The organism is Salinisphaera dokdonensis CL-ES53, assembly GCF_040361215.1.
Taxonomy (GTDB): Bacteria; Pseudomonadota; Gammaproteobacteria; order Nevskiales; family Salinisphaeraceae; genus Salinisphaera; species Salinisphaera dokdonensis.
On the sequence record NZ_APND01000002.1, the window covers coordinates 40,310 to 60,740 of the forward strand.

16 protein-coding genes are annotated in these 20,431 nt (G+C 63.2%); 2 read left to right on the forward strand and 14 right to left on the reverse strand.

Annotation, left to right across the window (positions count from 1 at the left end; genetic code table 11):
* Window positions 1-146: 146 nt before the first annotated feature.
* Window positions 147-1,448, reverse strand: a complete 1,302-nt coding sequence (locus SADO_RS06200) for a porin (protein ID WP_353110161.1) — start codon at window positions 1,446-1,448, stop codon at window positions 147-149.
* A gap of 330 nt (window positions 1,449-1,778) precedes the next feature.
* Window positions 1,779-2,975 carry a M48 family metalloprotease gene (locus SADO_RS06205; protein ID WP_353110957.1) on the reverse strand — a complete coding sequence of 399 codons (1,197 nt, stop codon included), beginning with the start codon at window positions 2,973-2,975 and terminating at the stop codon, window positions 1,779-1,781.
* A 189-nt stretch (window positions 2,976-3,164) separates the two neighbouring features.
* Between SADO_RS06205 and gfa the strand changes: the two genes are divergently transcribed.
* Window positions 3,165-3,731: an S-(hydroxymethyl)glutathione synthase gene (gene gfa, locus SADO_RS06210; protein WP_353110162.1), complete on the forward strand. Its 567-nt coding sequence runs from the start codon at window positions 3,165-3,167 to the stop codon at window positions 3,729-3,731.
* A gap of 189 nt (window positions 3,732-3,920) precedes the next feature.
* The gene (locus tag SADO_RS06215) at window positions 3,921-5,084 is read left to right on the forward strand and encodes a zinc-dependent alcohol dehydrogenase (protein ID WP_353110164.1); all 1,164 of its coding nucleotides are present in this window, start codon (window positions 3,921-3,923) and stop codon (window positions 5,082-5,084) included.
* A 90-nt stretch (window positions 5,085-5,174) separates the two neighbouring features.
* Here the strand turns inward: SADO_RS06215 and SADO_RS06220 are convergent, their stop codons facing one another.
* From SADO_RS06220 to SADO_RS06275, 12 genes are all read right to left on the reverse strand, one after another.
* Window positions 5,175-6,032, reverse strand: coding sequence for a universal stress protein (locus SADO_RS06220; protein ID WP_353110165.1), 858 nt, complete (start codon window positions 6,030-6,032; stop codon window positions 5,175-5,177).
* 27 nt (window positions 6,033-6,059) lie between these two features.
* A complete protein-coding gene (locus tag SADO_RS06225; protein WP_353110166.1) occupies window positions 6,060-7,547 on the reverse strand; it encodes a SulP family inorganic anion transporter in 1,488 nt (495 codons plus the stop codon).
* Between the two features lie 332 nt (window positions 7,548-7,879).
* Window positions 7,880-9,019 (reverse strand): acyl-CoA dehydrogenase family protein, encoded by a 1,140-nt coding sequence (locus SADO_RS06230; RefSeq protein WP_353110168.1) that lies wholly within the window; start codon window positions 9,017-9,019, stop codon window positions 7,880-7,882.
* 27 nt (window positions 9,020-9,046) lie between these two features.
* Window positions 9,047-10,258, reverse strand: a complete 1,212-nt coding sequence (locus tag SADO_RS06235) for an acyl-CoA dehydrogenase family protein (protein WP_353110170.1) — start codon at window positions 10,256-10,258, stop codon at window positions 9,047-9,049.
* A gap of 145 nt (window positions 10,259-10,403) precedes the next feature.
* Window positions 10,404-11,342 carry an oxygenase MpaB family protein gene (locus SADO_RS06240; RefSeq protein WP_353110172.1) on the reverse strand — a complete coding sequence of 313 codons (939 nt, stop codon included), beginning with the start codon at window positions 11,340-11,342 and terminating at the stop codon, window positions 10,404-10,406.
* 90 nt (window positions 11,343-11,432) lie between these two features.
* The gene (locus tag SADO_RS06245) at window positions 11,433-12,581 is read right to left on the reverse strand and encodes a C4-dicarboxylate TRAP transporter substrate-binding protein (protein WP_353110173.1); all 1,149 of its coding nucleotides are present in this window, start codon (window positions 12,579-12,581) and stop codon (window positions 11,433-11,435) included.
* 135 nt (window positions 12,582-12,716) lie between these two features.
* Window positions 12,717-14,270, reverse strand: a complete 1,554-nt coding sequence (locus SADO_RS06250; protein ID WP_353110175.1) for a long-chain-fatty-acid--CoA ligase — start codon at window positions 14,268-14,270, stop codon at window positions 12,717-12,719.
* Window positions 14,271-14,402: 132 nt separating this feature from the next.
* On the reverse strand, window positions 14,403-15,557 hold the full coding sequence (locus SADO_RS06255; RefSeq protein WP_353110177.1) for an acyl-CoA dehydrogenase family protein: 1,155 nt from the start codon (window positions 15,555-15,557) through the stop codon (window positions 14,403-14,405).
* An 84-nt stretch (window positions 15,558-15,641) separates the two neighbouring features.
* Complete coding sequence (locus tag SADO_RS06260) at window positions 15,642-16,949, reverse strand: TRAP transporter large permease (protein WP_353110179.1); 1,308 nt, start codon at window positions 16,947-16,949, stop codon at window positions 15,642-15,644.
* Window positions 16,946-17,506: a TRAP transporter small permease gene (locus SADO_RS06265; RefSeq protein WP_353110181.1), complete on the reverse strand. Its 561-nt coding sequence runs from the start codon at window positions 17,504-17,506 to the stop codon at window positions 16,946-16,948. The genes SADO_RS06260 and SADO_RS06265 overlap by 4 nt, the downstream gene beginning before the upstream one ends.
* A gap of 9 nt (window positions 17,507-17,515) precedes the next feature.
* A complete protein-coding gene (locus SADO_RS06270) occupies window positions 17,516-19,153 on the reverse strand; it encodes a long-chain-fatty-acid--CoA ligase (RefSeq protein WP_353110183.1) in 1,638 nt (545 codons plus the stop codon).
* 82 nt (window positions 19,154-19,235) lie between these two features.
* A complete protein-coding gene (locus SADO_RS06275) occupies window positions 19,236-20,417 on the reverse strand; it encodes an acetyl-CoA C-acetyltransferase (protein ID WP_353110185.1) in 1,182 nt (393 codons plus the stop codon).
* Window positions 20,418-20,431 lie beyond the last annotated feature (14 nt).

The window sequence follows — 20,431 nt, forward strand, 5'->3', positions numbered from 1 at the left end:
TATTTCGATTCTTCTTTTACTAGGATGACAACCCGCTACGAATACTATGCCCGCCCACGCAGGCCGTCACCTGTCCCCAAAAGAAAAGGCCGGACAGCAATCCACTGCCCGGCCCTGCACGATCCCGTTGCTACGGGTGGGCCGTCCTAGAAGGCAAAGAAAGCGCCAACGTTGACGTTGTTGGCGTCGTACTCGTCGTCCTGATGGTTCTGCGATTCCGCATAAGAATACTCGGCCGTCAGGGTCAGGTTCGGCGTCAAGCTGTAGTAGTAACCTGCCGTGACTTTCTGGTTGGACTCGAACAGATCCGGGACATTGGTCTCGTCAAAGTCGGTCTGGTCGAGATAGGAGACACCGTAGTTCAAGCCGAACTTGTTCTTGCCGGCCGTATACGTGACCTGCGCCAGACCACCGTAGGAATCACGCTTGTCGCCCTGCCCGTCGAAGGAGTCGAACAGATAGGCCACGGAGCCCAGGCCTTCGGTGTAGTAACCCGAGATCAGGAAGTCGATCGCGCCGAGATTCTGCTTGTAGTTCAGATCCACGCCATAGACGCGCTCATCGTCGACGATCTGGGTGCCGGCGTCGATCAGACCATCGCCGTCGGTATCGACATCATTACCATCGACCTCAAGCGTCACCGCGTTCAAGGACACGAACGCGCCGTCCCATTCGTAACGCAACTGGCCGTGGAAGCCGGGCAGGCTTTCACCCACGCCCACGGTCGAAGGCGAACTCAACGAATCGATCGTCTGGAATACACCGGCCGTGGCCGTGAAGCCGCCCATGTCGGGCGTGGTGTAATTGATCTGGCTGAGCGTATCGGTATAGATGTAGCCGAAACCGATCGAACCGAGCGTGGTGTTGCCGGGCGAACCGACCGCCAGGGTCCCTACGCCGACCGCCGGAATAGTCATGTCGTTGATGATCGCGTCATAGCCGAACAGGCCGAAGTCACGACCGGCTTTGACGGTACCGAACTCGGAGTTACCGAACTTCAGGAACACCTGACGAATATCGAGGCTGGTCGAACCCAGGCCGACATTATTGCCGGGTGCGAGGTTCGGTGAGCCGCCACCGCCGCCCGCGTCATCGTTGGTCACGATGCCCGGATAGAGGCCGAAGGTGCCCGAAATGTCCCAGCCGTTCTGCTGCGTGGCGGCAGTGAAAACAAGCGCGGCCGGCAGCAGGCCGGTACGCACCGAGGATACGTTGTCATCGATCGGGCCATTGATATTGCAGGCGCCGACCACGGAGCCCGCGATTGCACCACCGAAACTGATCGGTGCGCCGGTATCGCAGGATGAATAGACATAGTTTGCATTGACGTTGCCGTTGACCGAGAACGTCCAGTCCCCGGCTTCCATGTCGATGGCCTGGGCCGCAGGCACCACGCCGATCAACGCCAGCGATCCCGCCGCTGAAAGCGCCAGTTTTCTCAAACGCATGGGTATCTCCCCTCATTATTTGTCATTATTATTCGGTGATCCCGCAGGCCCGCCGCGCCTCTTTTTGCCGAGACATCGATCGCACCCTTAGCGGCTACCACCGCGTTTTACCAGCGTTCCCAAGAGCGCCGGCTTGGCAAATAAATTTGCAAACGCTATGCCATAGCGGCCTTAGTCAGTAAATTCGCGCTAAATCGGGAGATATTCCATGGCTAAGGCGCCCGGCTGTAACAGAAAAGCATCAGCCACGTGGCGTTTGCGCGAGACAGCGTGCCGCTTTCGATACAGTTCGTGCAGACCGCAGCATGGGCGCTGCAGCCCGCAGCAAAATCAGGCTTTTAACCGCAACGCCTGTAGGCGCTGGTCGCCGGGCGGGTGGGTCGCGAACACCGCGGCGTACCAGCGATCCATGGTCGGCGCGTTCAGGTTGTTCGCCAGCAGCCGCTCCAACGCCGAGACCAGCGCGGCACGCTCGGCGTGGGTCGCGGCGTAGTCGTCGGCCTCGTACTCGTAGCGTCGCTTGCGTGCCGACTGCCAGGGTTTCAACGGCCAACCCAGTGCCGGCAACAGCAGATAGGCCGCCACGGCCAGCACGACCGGCGATACAGCCACGCCAGCGACCGCGACCAATGCGCCGAGCGCCAGATAGCCGCCCAGCAGCAATAATGCCTGGCTCCCGTAGAAGCGCTGCAGGTGACCGCAGCGATAGTGACCCAGTTCGTGGGCCATCACAGCTTCGAGTTCCGCCGGGCTGAGGTGTGCGATGAGCGTGTCGAACAGCACCACCCGTTTCTGGCGACCGAGGCCGGTGAAATAGGCATTGGCAAGGTTGGAACGGCGCGAACTGTCGACCACCAGCACATCTTCGAGCCGCGTACCGCAACGCTGCATCATGGCCTCGAGCCGCTCGCGCAGCTCGCCACACTCGAGCGGAGAGAACCGATGGAACAACGGATCGATCAGATTCGGGCGGGCCCAGAACAGCGCAGCCATACCGCAGATCATCAACAGACCGCTGAGCGGCCATGCCATGGAAAACGGCAGCAGTGCGAACGGCCACAGCGCCCAAATGCCGGCCAGCGCCGCAATGGTCGTGTTAAGCGCGAGACGGCGTGCGCTGTCGCTCGCCATCTCGGCCGGCCCGCTACGCGATACGCCACAGGCCCGGTCGATGAACCACCAGCGCGCCCAGGGCAGGATCTCGCGCAGCAGCTGGTCGCCGACCGCAAACAGGATCACGAAGCCCAGCACGCCGACCACGCCCCCGACTGCAAGGTTGTCGAACAGGCCCGCGAGCAGGCCTAGACCGAGCCAGAACACCACCCGCAGCACACCTTCAAGGTTGGCAAGCCACTGGAACAAGGCACGCCGTTGACCGTAGACGCGCCGCCGCGCGGCGTCCGGTGTTTCTGACTGCGTGTCGGCGGCCAGATGCCGCCACTGGCGAACACAGGGCACGCCCTCGAAGGCCAGTCCAGCGACGAGCCAGAAACCCGCGACCAGCAACAGGAAGTCGGGATCGAGCATGGTCACGCAGCGCGCGTCAGGCGACGCCGGGCCGGACGTGCCCGCGCAAAAACCCATCGGCCTGCACGGCTAACGTCATATTTGACCTGCTCCACTAGCGGCGTAGTGTTGAACGCAGACCGGCGGTCTGCCCGGTTCAATAACCGACCTGAACAATCAGGCATACGAACAGCATAGCGAGGAGCACCCATGAGCATCACGATACATCCCTCCGTGGACAAGGGCATGACCCCGGCGGCGGACAATTTCTCCGGCGGCACCCTGCGCTGCAAATGCAGCAGCAACCCGGTCGAGGTCAGCGTATCGTCGCAGTGCGCGCACAACCACGTCTGTGGCTGCACCATGTGCTGGAAACCCGAAGGCGCGACGTTTGCACAGATTGCCGTGGTCCCGCGCGACAGCGTCAAGGTCTCCCAGAACGAGGACAAGCTCAAGGTCGTCAACGAATCGGCCGCGATCCAGCGCCATGCCTGCAACGAATGCGGCGCGCATATGTACGGGCGGATCGAGGACAGCGGCCATCCCTTCCACGGGCTGGACTTCATCCATACTGAGCTTTCCGACGAGGACGGCTGGGAACCGCCGCAGTTCGCGGCCTTCGTGTCGTCGATCATCGAGGCCGGCACCAACCCCGACAAGATGGGCGAGATTCGCCGCCATCTGCACGACCAGGGCCTCGAGCCCTACGACTGCCTGTCGCCCACCCTCATGGACGTGATCGCCACCCACACGGCAAAACAGAAAGGCGTGCTCTAGCGACCGCTTACAGCGCATACCGGCCGGGCGCCCGCCCGGCCGGTATGCGCTGCCCCGCCACGGGCGCATGGGAACCCTGCGCAAAGGTGCTTTTCCCCAACGGCCTTCAGGGATATTCCGTATTCCCGGCCCAGCGCCTGAGCGGCATGGTAGCTCGCAAAGCATTCACACGAAGACTGCGAGCGTTTCATGAAAGCATTGACCTGGCACGGCACCCACGATGTCCGCGTCGACAACGTCGACGACCCGACGATCGAGCACAATCGCGACGCGATCATCAAGATCACCGCCACCGCCATCTGCGGCTCCGATCTGCATCTGTACAACGGCGTCATGGCCGGCATGCAGGAAGGCGACATCCTGGGCCACGAATTCATGGGTGAGGTGGTGGAGACCGGCTCGGCCGTGAACAACCTCAAGAAAGGCGACCGCGTGGTCGTGCCGTTCACCATCTCCTGCGGCAGCTGCTTCTTCTGCAACAAGCATCTGTATTCGCTGTGCGACGAGTCCAACCCGAACGCCGATCAGGCCGCCGAGGCCATGGGTCATTCGCCGGCCGCGCTGTTTGGCTATTCGCATCTGCTCGGCGGTATTCCGGGCGGCCAGGCCGAATACGTGCGCGTGCCCTATGCCGACGTCGGCCCGATCAAGGTCGAATCCGACCTGCGCGACGATCAACTGTTGTTCCTGTCCGACATCTACCCGACCGGCTATCAGGCAGTCGACAACTGCGATATGGAAGCCGGCGACACGGTCGCGATCTGGGGCTGTGGCCCGGTCGGCCAGTTCGCCATCCGCAGTGCCTGGATGATGGGTGCAGGCCGCGTGATCGCCATCGATCGCGTACCCGAACGCCTGAAACTGGCCAACGAGAAGGCTGGCGCCGAAGTCATCAACTTCGAGGAAGTGGATGTCTACGAGAAGCTGCTGGACATGACCGGCGGCCGCGGTCCGGACTGTGCGATCGACTGTGTCGGTGCCGAGGCCCACGGCCAGGGTGACCCGGAGGCGGTGCGTCGCAGTGCCGATTCCACCGAAGACAACCACCCGCATGCGATCAACGAAATGATCATGTCGGTGCGCAAGGGCGGCCGCCTATCCATGCCGGGTGTCTATACCGACAAGGTCGACGGCTTCGCCATCAATGCGTTGATGAACAAGTCGCTTTCGGTCAAGAGTGGTCAGACCCACATGCAGGGTTATCTCAAGCCGCTGCTCAATACCGTCGAGCAGGGCCTGATCGATCCGTCCTTCATCATCACCCATCGGCATAAGCTGACCGAGGCGCCCGAGGCCTACGCGAACTTCAATGCCAAGCAGGATGGTTGCATCAAGGTCATCATGACGCCGTGATTACGGCCGTCAGCCAGACGCGGGTCTGAACGACCGGCCAAAAAAGGGGGCGAGAAATCGCCCCCTTTTTCTTGCCTGCTCTCGTACTCGCTAGCGCAGGATCAGCACGGGCATGCTCGCCCGCCGGATCATCTCGGTGGTGGTGCTGCCCACCAGCAGATGGCGAATCCGCGAATGGCCGTAGGCGCCCATCACCAGCATGTCGATATCGTGCGACTGCTTGTAGGCGCGCAGGCTGGTTTCCACCTCGCCTTCCAGAATCGCGATGGTCACGCTGGCACAGACACCGTCCAGTGCCGCCTTGGCATCGTCCAGTTTCTTGCGGCAATCGGCACTCGCATCGCCGACGAACACCAGATGGCATTCGATGCCTTTAAACAGGGGACTGTTGGCGATGCGCTCGATCATGGCGCGCGCCGTACGGCTGCCATCGAACGACACCACGATGCGCTCTGGCGCCTTGAAGTTCGGCGGGGTGATCAGGATCGGGCAATGCAGCGACCGGATCACGCGTTCCAGGTTCGAGCCGAGATGCTCGTGGGCGGTGTCCGCGGTTTCGCCGCGCTTGCCCAATACCAATAGCCGCGTCGACGGCTCCATCTCCACCAGGGTCTCGGCCAACTCACCGTGGCGCTGGCGCGACATGGCATTGGCCACACCGTCGGCCGCAGCGCGTTCGCAGGCCGCGTCCAGCATCAGCCGGCCCTGTTCCCGCTCGATACGCGCGCGCTGCTCGTCGAGCTGGGCCAGCTCCTGTAACAGATGCTCTCGCGAACCGAGGCCGATCTGGCCGCTGACATCGGACTCCGCGGCCCGCCCGGTCTTATCGATGACGTGCAGGAAGGTCAGCCCGATATCCAGGCGCAGGCTCGCCCAGGCGGCCGCGTCGCACACGCTCTGGGCATAGGCCGAGCCGTCGATACAGGCAGTGACGTGGCGCTCGCTCATGAAGTCTCCTCGAGTCGTCGTTATTTTCTAGTGGCCGCCGAGCAGCTTCTCGGCGTCGGGCTTGTCGTGAACGGCAATGCGATCGACCAGCGTGGCGCTGGCCTCGTTGAGGCCCACGATATCGACCTCGGCGCCTTCGCGCCGGAATTTCAGCACCACCTTGTCCAGCGCGCCCACCGCGGTGATATCCCAGAAGTGTGCACGGCGCAGATCGATACGCACATGGTCGAGCGCTTCCTTGAAGTCGAAACCGGCCACGAACTGCTCGGCCGAGGTGAAGAAAACCTGCCCCACTACTTCGTATTCGCGCCCACGCCCGTCGGCGCTTTCGGTGCTGCCGATATAAAGCAACCGCCCGACCTTGTTGGCAAAGAACAGCGACGACAGCAGCACGCCCACGAACACGCCAATGGCTAGGTTGTGGGTGGCAACCACCACCACGACCACCGTGACCATCACGATATTCGTGCTCAAGGGGTGCTTGCGCATGTCGCGCAGCGATTCCCAGCTGAAGGTGCCGATCGAGACCATGATCATCACGGCCACCAAGGCCGCCATCGGAATACGCGACACCCAGTCGGACAGGAACACCACCATGATCAGCAGCACCACGCCCGCACAGAGCGTGGAAAAGCGCGTACGCCCGCCCGATTTGATGTTGATCACCGACTGGCCAATCATGCCGCAACCGGCCATGCCGCCGAGCAGGCCGGCGCCGAGGTTGGCGATGCCCTGGCCGCGGCATTCGCGGTTCTTGTCACTGTTGGTGTCGGTGAGGTCATCGACAATCGTGGCCGTCATCATCGACTCCATCAGGCCGACCACGGTCAACATGATCGAGTACGGCAGGATGATCCAGAGTGTTTCCAGATTGAGCGGCACTTCCGGCCACAGGAACACCGGCAGCGTATCCGGCAGCTCACCCATGTCGCCGACGGTGTTGATACCCATGCCGGTCGTCATATAGACGCCGGTAAGCACCAGAATGCAGATCAGCGGCGACGGCAGCATGCGCCCCACCACGGGCACATAGGGAAACAGATAGATGATGCCCAAGCCCGCCGCGGTCATGGCATAGACATGCCAGGTCACGTCGGTCAGTTCCGGCAGCTGGGCCATGAAAATCAGGATCGCCAGCGCGTTGACGAAGCCGGTGACTACCGATCGAGATACGAACCGCATCAGCTCGCCCAGCCGCAGTATTCCGGCGAATATCTGCAGCACGCCTGTGAGCAACGTAGCCGCGAGCAGATACTGCAGCCCGTGCTCGGCCACGAGTGTGGTCATCAACAGCGCCATCGCGCCGGTCGCCGCCGAGATCATGCCCGGCCGGCCGCCGGCGAAGGCGATCACCACACAAATACAGAAAGACGCATAGAGGCCGACCTTCGGATCCACCCCGGCGATGATCGAGAACGCGATCGCCTCCGGAATCAGCGCCAATGCGACCACCGTGCCGGCGAGCACGTCGGCGCGGATGTTGGAGAACCAGGTCTGTCGTATCGATTGGATCATCGTCTCTCGTACCTGCTTGACGATACGGCGCGCGGCGGACCCGGCCGGTCTGCGCGGCGACCGTCTCGACGGCGCCTTTCGGTATGGCGGCCGTATGTGTTCGTTCCGGATGAGCAAACGCCGGGCCGCGAGCCGTGGGAGTCACGGTGCGGCGGTCGCGAAAGCGACAGGCGCGGCTACGCTCGGTCTAGTCCCGACCTGTGGTTACGCACTTTGCGTTACGGGCAGGCCGTTCGAGCGCGCGAATACTAACAGAAGCCTCGGCCCCACGCGCTCCGGGACGGCCTGACCTGACTCGATTTTTACCCGGGCAAACCGGGCCATTCGAGGCGTTATCGGCCCGAACTGGCCCGCCAGTAGCGCTTGAGATGGGTGTCGGCGCCGCCGAACAGCAGCGACAGCGCAGTCAGACGCTTGAAGTAGTGGCCAACGTCGAGTTCGTCGGTCATGCCGATACCGCCATGCAACTGGATCGCCTGCTGACCGATATACCGGGCCGACTGGCTGATACCGGCCTTGAGCAAGGCCGCGGCCGGCGCGGGTACCGTCGCTTTATCGCCGTGCTCAGCCACCGTCTGTTCGAACAGGTTCTCGGCGTTGGTAAGCGCGATATACATATCGACCATGCGGTGCTGGAGCACCTGGAAGCCCGCGATCGGCATGCCGAACTGCTTGCGCGTCTGGGTATAGGCGATGGTCTTGTCGAGCAGCGTTTCCATTGCACCGAGCGCTTCCGCCGCGATCATCAAGCAGCCGGCATCGATGGCACGCTGCAACAGCGCCCCGCCCGCGCCTTCGGCGTTCAGCCGTTGTGCGGTCGTTACGGCAACAGCTTCGAAGCGCACGCGGGCGGCGCGATGGCCGTCCACCGTCTCGAACCCTTCGACCGTGACGCCCGGCGTGTCCATAGCTACCACGAACAGCTCCATACCGGCGTTGTCCGCGATTTCGCCGGCACTGCGTGCCGAGACGATCACATGCGTCGCCTGCGGCGCGTTCAACACGGTGATTTTCTCGCCGTCGATCCGCCAGCCCTCGGCCGTCGCCTGGGCGCGCGTCTCGACATAAGCCGGATTGCCGCGCGATTGCATCTCCTCCCAGGCCAACACCGGCAGAATCTCGCCGGCGATCAGGCCCGGGAGCAACGACGCTTTCAGCTGGGCGTGGCTGCTGTGTGCAATAGCTTGCCCGGCCAGCCCGACCACGCCGAGATAGGGCTCGACCACGAGCGCGCGGCCAAAGCGCCGCATCAGACCCAGCGTGTCGGCAACTGTACCGCCGAGGCCGTCATCGGCCTCTGCGAAGGGAATGCCCAGCCAGCCAAGCTCTGCGAACTGTTGCCAGTGCGCCGGCGAGTAGCCGGCCGTGGATTCGACCAGGCGCCGGCCGGCATCGAAGCTGTAGTGATCGCGCAGGAACTTGTCGACGCTGTCGTCGAGCATGGCGCGCATTTCGGCAGAGAGTGATGACATGGTCTGTTCCGGCAGATCGCGCCGCGCTCAGGGCGCGAGCAGGGTCTTGGCGATGATGTTGCGCTGGATTTCGCTGCTGCCACCGAAGATGGTGGCCGCGCGGTTGTTGAGATATTTCGGCATGGCCGTGAGCGTGTCGGGCGAGCCCATGGGCGGCGTCTCGCTGCCGACCATCAGCGCATCGATCTGCAGCGTAAGCGCCGGCGTGCCGACCGTGTCGATCGCCAGTTCGTTGATACGCTGCAGGGTTTCCATTGCAGTGATCTTGATCATCGAGCTCATCGGCCCCGATTCGGGCGATCCCTTGTCCAGGGCGGCGAACTTCACCTCGGTGGCATCGACCATCGCGACCTCCAGCGCCAGCTGCGAAAAACGCTGCTGGAAAACCGGGTCGTCGCCGAGCGCCCCGCCGAAGCCATCGCCGGTCTCTGCTGCGATGCGGCGAATGAAGGCCAGTTCCTGGCGGAAATGGGCCGCGAACGAGGAACTGCCGCCACGCTCGTGCTCGAGCAGGTATTTGGCCACACTCCAGCCGTCGTTCTCCTCACCCAGGCAGCTGTCCAGCGGCACTTCGACATCGTCGAAGAACACATCGCACTGCTCCGGCAGGCCATCCAGGCCGATGATCGGACGGATCGTCAGGCCGGGCCGATCGAGATCGTCAAGCAGGAAGAAGCTGATGCCCTGCTGTGGCTTGCCGCCGGGCTGGGTCCGCACCAGCAGAAACATGCGATCGGCATGATGGGCATAGGTCGTCCAGGTCTTGCTGCCATTGATCACGTATTGATCCCCGCGGCGTTCGGCGCGACAACTCAGGCTGGCAAGATCCGAACCGGCATTGGGTTCTGAATAGCCTTGGGTCCAGAAATTTTCGCCGGACAGGATGCCGGGCAGATGGGCCGCTTTCTGGGCGTCGGTACCGAAGCGCATGATCGCCGGGCCGACCATCGAGAGCGCCTGCGGCAGCAGCGGTGGCATCTGGGCGGCGCGGCATTCCTCCTCGAAGGCTTTCTGCTGCGCTACGGGCCAGCCCGGGCCGCCGTATTCGAGCGGCCAGGCCGGCGCCGACCAGCCCTGTGCGTGCAGCAGTCGGTGCCAGCGCATAGTCGGTTCAAACGGCGGAAAGAAACTCGTGGTCTTGCGACCGGCCTCGCGTATCTCATCGTCCGCGACGCGATCGATAAAATCACGCACGTCGCGACGAAAATCGGTGAGGTCTGGGGTGTCTTTTTCGGTCATCGAAAATGCTCCGCAGCCAGTCTGGCGAGCGAGACAACGCGCGCCACCCTGTCCGGCCAACGCGCCGAAAACAGCGGCGCGGCTAGTCCGCAGTGTGGCGCGGCCCCAACCCCCTGTTCATCGTCGGACCCGACGATTCGACGGTTCAGCGGCTGTCGTCCGCCGCGGGCGCTTCGCCTGTGGTCTTCGCCCGTCGACTGACACGCTCGGTGAGATTGACCGGCTGCATATTCTCTATCGAATAGCCCGAAGGATAGGTTCGCTGGCGGCGCTTCACGGTTTCGCCTGGATAATCACCGAACGCGAAGAAATAATTGAAAAACCCGACCACACGCAGCGCGGCCTCCACGGCCCGGCGCCGCCATGCCGGCGGCCGCTTGTAGCCGACCGCATCCAAGAACTGCACGGGCATCAGACAGGAAACGATCGGTTTGACGGCAGGCCGCATGAAGGCGGGCAGCCAGTTCTCCATGATGCGTACCGTGGCATCGCTGACACGGGCACTGCTATCGGCGTAGACAAAGTTCTTGTCTTCGTAGCGTTTCACGAACGCATCGAATTCGGCTTTCGTTTCGGGTATGTCGGCCAGGCTCATTCGCCGACCGATCTCGAACCAGAAATTGAACCAGGCCTGTTTTTCGTGCGGCGTCATCGGCCGCCGACCATGACGATCGGTCCAGCGGATCGGGAACTCGATGAACGACCAGAGCACGAACAGAAACTCGTCGTTATGAATCCTGTAGTGCGCATGGGTCTGGTTCATGCGCTCGATCGCGCGCCGGCCTACGTCGCCGCCCCAGCCGGATTCGATGAAATGGCCGATCAGCAGCGCCGTGTCGTCGTAGCGCTTCTGGCCGTGCTTTTCGAATTCTTCGGTCCGGTCCAGCAGCTTCGAGACCGGTTCGCTGCCGTAGGTATAGAACAGCGCGACTTCCAACGCGCGGTTGATGTCCCAGGAGAACTCGTAGCTGCCCATCAGGTGGACGATGCGCTGGACATCATGTTGCGCATCCAGCGCTGCGATCTCGCGCCGCACAGCGGGGTTGTGAAACACACCCCATTTTCTTGCATAAACGCGGCTCATGACGCCTCCGCCAGCGGGTAAGGCGGCGCCGGCCGATACGCGAATACACAACGCGCAACGGCCGGGACGCCCCTCCCGATTCTCTGGTTGCTACAAGCCGTAGCTGCTCACATCCACCTTGGAATAGATCTCGTCCCAGTAGAGTTCAGCCAGATCGTCGGCGTTGTCGACATCGGCCACCCGGTCGACCCACTTGGAGAGGATGCCGCGGAAGGTCTCCACCATTTCGTCAGACCGCTCGATGCCATGACGCTTGGCGTAGTTGTCGGCGATGGTCTGCGCGTCCTTTTCGATGAAGGCCTGGGTCGCGTCGCGGAGGCTGTCGTCGGCGTCATGCACCTCGATGCCTGCGTCCGGGGCGTTGTCCAGTTCTTTCGTGGCGCCGGCCTGATAGTCCCAGCTGATCTCGGCGCCCAGTACGGCGGAAGCATACAGCAAGTCCTTGCGCTGCTTCTCGCTCAGGCTCTGCCAGACTTCGCGGTTGACGTTGTTCACGCCCGTGCCACCGAACACACCGCCCGGCACATCCGGTGTGATGTGCTCGACCACCTCCGAGAGCTTGAAGATGTCCAAATCCACGCTGGAGCTGATCGAACAGTCGAGTACGCCCTGGTTGAGCGCTTCATAAGCGTCGCTCACCGAGATAGTGACCGGCGTGGCGCCGACCGCTTCGGCCCAGCGTGCCCACTGTGCACCGGCGCTGCGCACGCGCTTGCCACGGACATCGGACTGGCTCACGACCTTGTCGTTACACAGCAGCATGTAGGGCGCGCTCGCCGAGGCGCCGGTGAACACCTGGTTCTGGGCGGCGAATTCCTGCACGCACTCCGGGCAATCCTTGAAGATGAATTCGGACATCGCGCCGACATAGGCCAGCCCGGCCTTGCTGGGTTCGACATCGTCGAGTTCCAGCAGCATGGTCAGTTCCGACACCAGATTGGTGTTCGGGAACTCGGCCGGGAAATAGGAGAACAGCACGAAGCCGGAATCCGCCATGCCGTCGCGGATGCCGGGTGCGGCCTCGCTGAAGCTCAGCAGCGACATCGAATAGACCTTGGCCTTGAGATCGCCGTCGGAAATCTTCTCGAGCGCGCTGGCATATTTCATCGCTGCATCGGAGCCGATCGAATTCGGCGGATAGCCGGTCGCGTAGGAAATGCTGCGGGCCTGCGCGGGCAAGGCAACTGCCAACGCGAGCAGCGCAAGCGATGCGGCAATAGTGGACAGGGATCTGTTCATGTCATCTCCTGGATCGCAGCGGCGACAGCCGAACCGCGGTTGTTATTTTGTTCGTCGAAACGGCCTTTGGGGGCATGGTCATCGTTGCCCTTCGCAGCCCCGGGATCATCGTCTTTTCGGACGATTCGAGTCGCCCTAGCCGATCCGCCGACCCTTGTCGGCCCAGTAGGGTTCCTTGAGCTTGTACTTGAGGATCTTGCCAGCGCCGGACAGCGGCAGCTCGTCGACGAAATCGAAGCTGCGCGGGCATTTGTAATTGGCCACCCATTCCTTGCAGTGCGCCACGATGGCTTTCTCGTCGGCACTCTCGCCGTCCTTGAATACGACCACGGCATGCACGCGTTCGCCCCAGGTCTCGTCGGGCACGCCGATCACCGCGCACTGGGCGATCGCCGGCATGCGCAGCAGCGCATCCTCGACTTCCACCGAATAGACGTTCTCGCCGCCGGTGACGACCATGTCCTTGATCCGGTCGACCAGAAACACATAGCCGTCGGCGTCCAGATAGCCGGCATCGCCGGTATGCATCCAGCCGCCGCGCAGCGCCTCTTCGGTCTGTTCAGGCTTGTTCCAGTAACCCTGCATGACCATCGGCCCGCGCACGGTGATCTCGCCGACCTCGCCGCGCTCGACTTCTTCGTCCAGCGGATCCACGACGCGGATCTCGGCCATGTGCGAGGGAATGCCCGCGGCCGACAGCTTGTCGGCATAGGCCGGATCGGTATGACACCAGGTCGGCAGAAAGGCGACCACGGGCGACAACTCGGTCATACCGTAGAGCTGCAGGAATTCGGCCCTGGGCAGATTGTCGATCGCCAGCCGCAGCAGGCTGTTGTCGATCGGCGAAGCGCCGTAAAGCAGCGTATGCAGCGACGACAGATCAAACTCGTCGAAACGCGGATGATTGAGCACCGCACGCAGCATGGTCGGCACGAGAAAGGTCTCGCCGACCTGCTCGCGCGCGATGCCTTCCAGCACTGCAAGCGGGTCGAAACCGGGCAGCACGATCTGCGTGCCCTGGCGCAGCGCGACCTGCAGGATCAGGCCGATACCGGCGACATGAAAGAACGGCGCCGAATGTAGTGCGACGACCCGGTCGCGGCGACAATCCGGCAGGATCGCGCCGAGCGAGCAGCTGTATAGATTGGCATGGCTGAGCATCACGCCCTTGGGCGCGCCGGTCGTGCCGCCGGTGTAAAGAATGGCCGCAAGGTCGTCGTCGCCGCGCAGCGCATCCTCGACCGGCGTGGCGGCGGCCATCAGTTCCCGATAATCCAGCGCGCCTTTGGGGCAGTCGTTCTCGCCGATATAGACGATCGTCTGCACGGCCTCCGACTGCTCGCGGATCGGCTCGATCATCGGCAGAAAGGCATCGTCCACGAGCAGAATGCCGGTGCCGCAATCATCGAGCGAATACACCGCCTCGCGCGCGCTCCAGCGGATATTGACCGTATTGAACACGCCGCCGCCCCAGAGCGCGGCGAATATGAACTCGATGTAGCGGTCCGAGTTCAGCGCCAGAATGCCGACGCGATCGCCCGTACCCATGCCCAGTTCCTGCAGCACGCCAGCGAGGCGCGCCACGCGATCGACATGCTCTGCAAAGGTATGACGACGCTCGCCGAATACGATGGCTTCGGCGTCGGGGCGCTCGCGTTTCGCCTTGTGCAGCGGTTGGGTCAGATACATGGTTGCGCTCCTCGTAGGGCCGCGTCGCCGGCTGAACCGACGCACGGGTCGTCGAACATGAACTACCGGCGAGTATTGTTCAGCGCGCCACCGCTTTGATCGTCGGAACCGACTAGTTTCCGGGGCGTGCTGTTACAGCGAGCGCGAAATCACTTCCTTCATGATTTCGTTGGTGCCGCCGTAGATACGCTGCACGCGCGCATCGATATACATCCGGCCGATCATGTATTCGTTGGTATAGCCGTAGCCGCCGAACAGCTGCAGGCATTCGTCGATCACGCGGTTCTGCAGATCGGTGGTCCAGAGCTTGGCCATGGACGCGCCGACGGTATCCAGCTTGCCGGCGAGCAGATCCTCGATACAGCGGTCCAGATAGGTTCGCGCTACACGTGCCTGGGTGGCGATCTCGGCGAGCTTGAACTTGCTGTTCTGGAACTCGAACACCGATTGGCCGAAGGCTCGGCGATCCTTGGCGTAGTCGATGGTGGCCGCCAGCGCGCCTTCGATCGCACCCACCGCGTTCACCGAAATGATCAACCGCTCGTAGGGCAGATCACCCATGAGCTGGTAGAAGCCCTTGCCTTCCTCGCCGCCCAGCAACTGGTCGCGGTGCAACTCGACCTCGTCGAAGAACAACTCCGAGGTGTCCTGTGCCTTCATGCCGATCTTGTCGAGCACGCGGCCCACGCGATAGCCATCCAGGCCTTCGGTCTCGGCGATCAGGATCGACGTGCCCTTGGCGCCGGCCGACGGATCGGTCTTGCAGACCACCAGCACCAGCCCGGCGAGATAGCCGTTGGAAATCCAGGTCTTGGAGCCCGATAGCTTGTAGTTGTCGCCGTCGGCGACCGCACGGGTGCGGATCGCCTGCAGATCGGAACCCGCGTCCGGCTCGCTCATCGCGATCGCGCCGACCAGCTCGCCGCGCGCCATGCGCGGCAAATAGCGCTCGCGCTGCTCGGCGGTGCCGTGGTTGAGCAGGTAGTGGGCAACGATGCTGTGCACGCCGGTGTTCATGCCGGTCAGGCCGCGCCGGGCCATCTCCTCGAGAAAAACCGCCTCGTGACGGAAATCGCCGCCCGCGCCGCCGTACTCTTCGGGGATATCCGAACAGAGCAGGTTCAGCTCGCCGGCGCGCCGCCAGATCTCGTGGCCGACGTGGCCACGCTTGCGCGAAGCCTCGTCGTCCGGCGCCATTTCGGTATCGAGAAAGCGCGTGACCATGTCGCGGAACAGCTCGATTTCCTCGTCTGCCCAGGGGCATTCATAGGGTTGGCTCTGACGCATGGCATACCTCGTTGTCTAGTTTGTATTGCGGCCGCGCGGGGCCGGGCCGCCCACCATGACAGGCGCCGAATACGCAGGCGCAGCTCAGTCGAAATGGGTCGGCAGGAACAGCACGATATCCGGCACCGTCATCAGCAGCGCGAGCACCACCAGATCCATGATCAGGAACCAGAAGATGCCGCGGAAGATGGCGCTGGTCGATACCAGATCGTCGACCACGCTCTTGATCACGAACACGTTCATCCCGACCGGCGGCGTGATCATGCCGATTTCCAGCATCTTGGTGAGCACGACGCCGAACCAGAGCAAGCTCAGATCCGCGGATTCGATGATCGGCAGCACGATCGGCAGCGTCAGCAGCATGGCGCCGATTGGCTCGAGGAACATGCCGAGCAGCAGATAGACCGCGACCAGGCCCAGCAACAGCATGAGCGTGCTGGTGTCGCTGCCGATCATCAGCTCCGACAAATAATCGCCGGCCCCGGACAGGGTGAGAAAACGCGTGAGCAGGCTCGCGCCGATCGCGATCACCAACAGCGCGCCGGTGGTCAGCAGGGTTTCGAGAATGGCGTTGCGAAAACGCTGCCAGTTGAGCGCGCCCTTGAGCAGCGCCACCACGCAGGACAGGAATGCACCCACTGCCCCCGCCTCGGTGGCCGTGAACACGCCGCCGAACAGACCGCCGAAGATGCCGATCATGATCAGCAGCACCGGCCAGGTATCCTTGAGCGCATCGATCTTTTCGGTCAGCGGCACTTCTTCGCGCACGTCGGGCGCCAGCGCGGGATTCAGTTTCACCCGCACCATGACGACGACGATATAGCCGATCGCAGTAATGACACCGGCACTGATACCGCCCAGGAACAGGCCCGCGATCGAGACCTGCGCGATCACGCCGTAGAGGATCATGATGATCGACGGCGGGATCAGCGCACCGATAGTGCCCGCGACCGCGACCGTGCCGGTGGCCAGCCCCGGGTTATAGCCGTGGCGCACCATTTCCGGCACCGCAATCCGGCCCATAGCGGCAGAACACGCGACCGACGACCCGGATACCGCCGCGAAGCCGGCCGAGCCGAAGATCGACGCCACGGCCAGCCCGCCCGGCACGCCGGACAGCCAGATTCGTGCCGCTCGGAAAAGCCCCTGGGTGAGTTGGGCATGAAAACAGATGAACCCCAGCAGCAGGAACATGGGCACCGAACTGAGCACCCAGTTGGCCGCAAAATGATAGGGAATGAGGCCGACCGAGCCCCAGGCCACGCCCCAGCCCATGAGGTACCAGAGACCACCGAAGGACACGCCGATGAGCGCCACGCCAATCGGCACCCGCAGCGCGATCAGGGTAAAGAGAATGCCCAGCCCGGCCAGGCCGATCTGTACATCGCTCATTGGCGCGGCTCCGGCGGATAGCTGGGTGGCGTCTCGCCGGGCGCGGCACGCGAGCTGTCCAGACCGCTACGCAGCCCGAACAGATAGACAATGAACTGATAGACCAGCACCAGCGTCATCAGGCCCAGCCCGGCCGGCAGCACGAAATAGCTCGGCCACACGGCAATACTGGCATTGCCTTGCACTACGGACGCATCAATAGCGTATTTCGACAGCGCAACTTCCCAGGTGCGAACCGCGACCAGCGCGAATACCGCCGCCGAGAGCAACAGCGTCCAGCCTTCCAGATGGCGTTTGATCGGCCCCGGCAGCATCTCGGTCACGACCTCGACGCTGATATGCGCATTCTTCTGCGCCGCGAAAGCCAGCGGCACGAAGGCCGCAACGATCATGTAGTAGTGCGACACGATCGTAATCGTGCCCGGGATCGGCGTACCGAAGATAAAGCGCCCGGCCACGTCGGCGGTGACGTGCAGCATCATCAGCGCAATCGCCAGCCCGCCGAGAATGGTCATGGCATCGGTGAGTCGCGACAGCCAGCGGCCAAGGGTATACATGGCCGGCCCCTAGACCACTTTGCCCGGGCGATGCCCGCCGAACTGGTCGCGCAGTTTTGTCTTGAGCAGCTTGCCGGTGGCGGTATGCGGCAGTTCGTCGACGAACACGATATCGTCCGGCAGCCACCACTTGGCGACCCGTTCTTTCAAATGCGTCATCAGTTCATCGACCGTGATCGTGGCACCCGGCTTGGGCACGACGATCATCAGCGGGCGTTCCTGCCATTTCTCGTCGGCGATCGCGATCACGGCCGCTTCGGCCACGCCGGGGTGCGAGAAAGCCGCCCCTTCGAGATCCTGCGATGAAATCCATTCGCCGCCGGACTTGATCACGTCCTTGGCACGATCGACCAGCTGTAGATAGCCATCGCGGTCGATGGTCGCGATATCGCCGGTCGGGAAATAACCTTCGGCGTCGAGCACGTTGTCGTCGCGGCCATAGTAGCCGCTGGCAATCCATGGCCCGCGGATATACAGATGCCCTGCCTGCTCGCCGTCGTGTGCGAGCGTGTTGCCCTCGTCGTCGACCAGCTTGAGTTCGACGCCCCAGATGCCGCGCCCCTGCTTGATCTTGACCGCTTCGCGCGCTTCGTCGTCGAGCGCGTCGTGCTTAGGCAGCCAGCGGTTGGCCACGCCCAGCGGGCTGGTTTCCGTCATGCCCCAGCCCTGCACGACCTCGACGCCGAACTCGTCTTCCATGCGCCGAATCATCGCGCGCGGCGGCGCGCTGCCGCCGATGCCGATGGTGTCCAGGCACAGTGCCTCGCCGGATAAATCCGCGTGCGCGTCGAGATACTGGAACAGCATCAGCCACACGGTGGGCACGGCCTGGGAAAAGGTCACACGCTCATCGCGCATCAGGCTGTAGATATTCTCGCCATCGAGACGCGGGCCGGGCAGCACGACCTTGGCGCCCGCGATCGCGGCCGCGTACGGCATGCCCCAGGCATTGGCATGAAACATCGGCACCACGAGCAGCAACACCGAACGGGCGCGTACGCCGAAGCTGTCCGGCGCCATCGCGATGAGCGAATGCAGTACCGTGGAACGATGCGAATAGAGCACGCCCTTGGGGTTGCCCGTGGTGCCCGAGGTATAGCAAAGGCTCGACGCCGTACGCTCGTCAAAGACAGGCCATTCGTAATCCGCCGACTGCTCGGCCATCAGCTCTTCGTAACAGAGCAGATCGACGCCCTCGATTTCCGGCATATGCGCGCGATCGGTGAGCACGATGAAATGGGTCACGTGCTTCAAGCGCGGCGCGAGTTCGGCGACCAGCGGCGCGAAGTCGAGATCGAACAGCAGCACCTTGTCCTCGGCGTGATCGAGGATGTAGTCGACCTGCTCGGCGAACAGGCGCGGATTGACCGTGTGCAATACCGCGCCGCTACCGGACACGCCGTAGTAGAGCTCCAGATGGCGGTCGGTGTTCCAGGCCAGGGTCGCGACCCGGTCCCCTTCGACAACGCCCAACCCAGCCATCAGGTTGGCCGCCTGTTTCGAGCGATCGCGCAACTGGCGATAGTTCATCCGCCGGATCGGCCCCTCGACACTCCGGGTCACGATCTCGGTGTCGCCATGAAACTGCGCCGCGTGCTCGATCAGCGATGAAATGAGCAGCGGGCGGTCCTGCATCAGTCCCAGCATGCGGGTCTCCTGTACACGGGGCGCATCGGCATTACGGTTCTCGGGCGTCGAACGCCCGAGTATTCAATCCAGAGCCTTACGACTACAGCCGTTCGACGATGGTGACGTTGGCCAGGCCACCGCCTTCGCACATCGTCTGCAGGCCATAGCGGCCCTCGCGCTGCTTGAGCGCATGCACCAGCGTGGTCATCAGCTTGGTGCCGGAGCCGCCCAGCGGGTGGCCCAGCGCGATCGCGCCGCCATTGACGTTGAGGCGTTCCGGGTCGGCGTCGAGGGTGCGCGTCCAGGCCAGCGGCACCGGTGCGAACGCTTCGTTGACCTCGTAGAGGTCGATATCGTTGAGCGACAGCCCGGCTTTCTTGAGCGCGCGCTCGGTGGCCGGGATCGGCGCTTCGAGCATGATGACCGGGTCGTGGCCGATCACGCTCAGGTGATGAATCCGCGCCAGCGGCTCGACGCCCAGCTGTTTCAGGCCGCGTTCGTTGACCACCATCACGCCACTCGCGCCGTCGCAGATCTGGCTGGCATTGGCGGCGGTGATCCGCCCGCCTTCCTGCAGCAGCTTCACGCCGCTGATGCCTTCCAGCGAGGCATCGAAACGGATGCCTTCGTCCACGGTATGCATGGCATCGCCGCCGTTGCCGTCGTAATCGCGCACGGGCACCGGCAGGATCTCGTCGTCAAAGCGCCCTGCTTCCGTGGCACGAACGGCTTTCTTGTGGCTTTCCAGCGAGAAGGCGTCGAGCTCATCCTTCGACAGCTCGTATTTCTTGGCCATCATCTCCGCACCCGCGAACTGGGTGAAATCATCCACACCGGGGTAGCGTTTCTGAATCGCCGGGCCGAAGTAGTGACCCATGCCCTGCTTGGCCGGCAGCGCGACCGACGCGCCCATCGGTACGCGGCTCATGGATTCGACACCGGCTGCGATGACGATGTCCTGGGTGCCCGACATCACCGCCTGGGCGGCAAAGTGGATAGCCTGCTGCGAGGAGCCGCACTGGCGATCAACCGATGTGCCCGGCACGGATTCCGGCAACCGCGAGGACAGCACCGCATTGCGCGCGATGTTGAGTGCCTGCTCGCCGAACTGGCCGACGCAACCCATGATCACGTCGTCGATCATTGCCGGATCGGCATCGGTACGATCAAGCAGCGCGTCGAGCACCTGACCGGACAGATCGGCGGGATGCCAGCCGGACAGGCGCCCGCCACGGCGGCCACCGGCAGTACGGGTCGCGGCGACGATATAGGCTTCACTCATGGGGTTTCCTCGCC

Coding starts and splice junctions, on each gene's coding strand:
- SADO_RS06200 (WP_353110161.1), bottom strand. CDS start 1,448: ATGCGTTTGAGAAAACTGGCGCTTTCAGCGGCGGGATCGCTGGCGTTG.
- SADO_RS06205 (WP_353110957.1), bottom strand. CDS start 2,975: ATGCTCGATCCCGACTTCCTGTTGCTGGTCGCGGGTTTCTGGCTCGTC.
- gfa (WP_353110162.1), top strand. CDS start 3,165: ATGAGCATCACGATACATCCCTCCGTGGACAAGGGCATGACCCCGGCG.
- SADO_RS06215 (WP_353110164.1), top strand. CDS start 3,921: ATGAAAGCATTGACCTGGCACGGCACCCACGATGTCCGCGTCGACAAC.
- SADO_RS06220 (WP_353110165.1), bottom strand. CDS start 6,032: ATGAGCGAGCGCCACGTCACTGCCTGTATCGACGGCTCGGCCTATGCC.
- SADO_RS06225 (WP_353110166.1), bottom strand. CDS start 7,547: ATGATCCAATCGATACGACAGACCTGGTTCTCCAACATCCGCGCCGAC.
- SADO_RS06230 (WP_353110168.1), bottom strand. CDS start 9,019: ATGTCATCACTCTCTGCCGAAATGCGCGCCATGCTCGACGACAGCGTC.
- SADO_RS06235 (WP_353110170.1), bottom strand. CDS start 10,258: ATGACCGAAAAAGACACCCCAGACCTCACCGATTTTCGTCGCGACGTG.
- SADO_RS06240 (WP_353110172.1), bottom strand. CDS start 11,342: ATGAGCCGCGTTTATGCAAGAAAATGGGGTGTGTTTCACAACCCCGCT.
- SADO_RS06245 (WP_353110173.1), bottom strand. CDS start 12,581: ATGAACAGATCCCTGTCCACTATTGCCGCATCGCTTGCGCTGCTCGCG.
- SADO_RS06250 (WP_353110175.1), bottom strand. CDS start 14,270: ATGTATCTGACCCAACCGCTGCACAAGGCGAAACGCGAGCGCCCCGAC.
- SADO_RS06255 (WP_353110177.1), bottom strand. CDS start 15,557: ATGCGTCAGAGCCAACCCTATGAATGCCCCTGGGCAGACGAGGAAATC.
- SADO_RS06260 (WP_353110179.1), bottom strand. CDS start 16,949: ATGAGCGATGTACAGATCGGCCTGGCCGGGCTGGGCATTCTCTTTACC.
- SADO_RS06265 (WP_353110181.1), bottom strand. CDS start 17,506: ATGTATACCCTTGGCCGCTGGCTGTCGCGACTCACCGATGCCATGACC.
- SADO_RS06270 (WP_353110183.1), bottom strand. CDS start 19,153: ATGCTGGGACTGATGCAGGACCGCCCGCTGCTCATTTCATCGCTGATC.
- SADO_RS06275 (WP_353110185.1), bottom strand. CDS start 20,417: ATGAGTGAAGCCTATATCGTCGCCGCGACCCGTACTGCCGGTGGCCGC.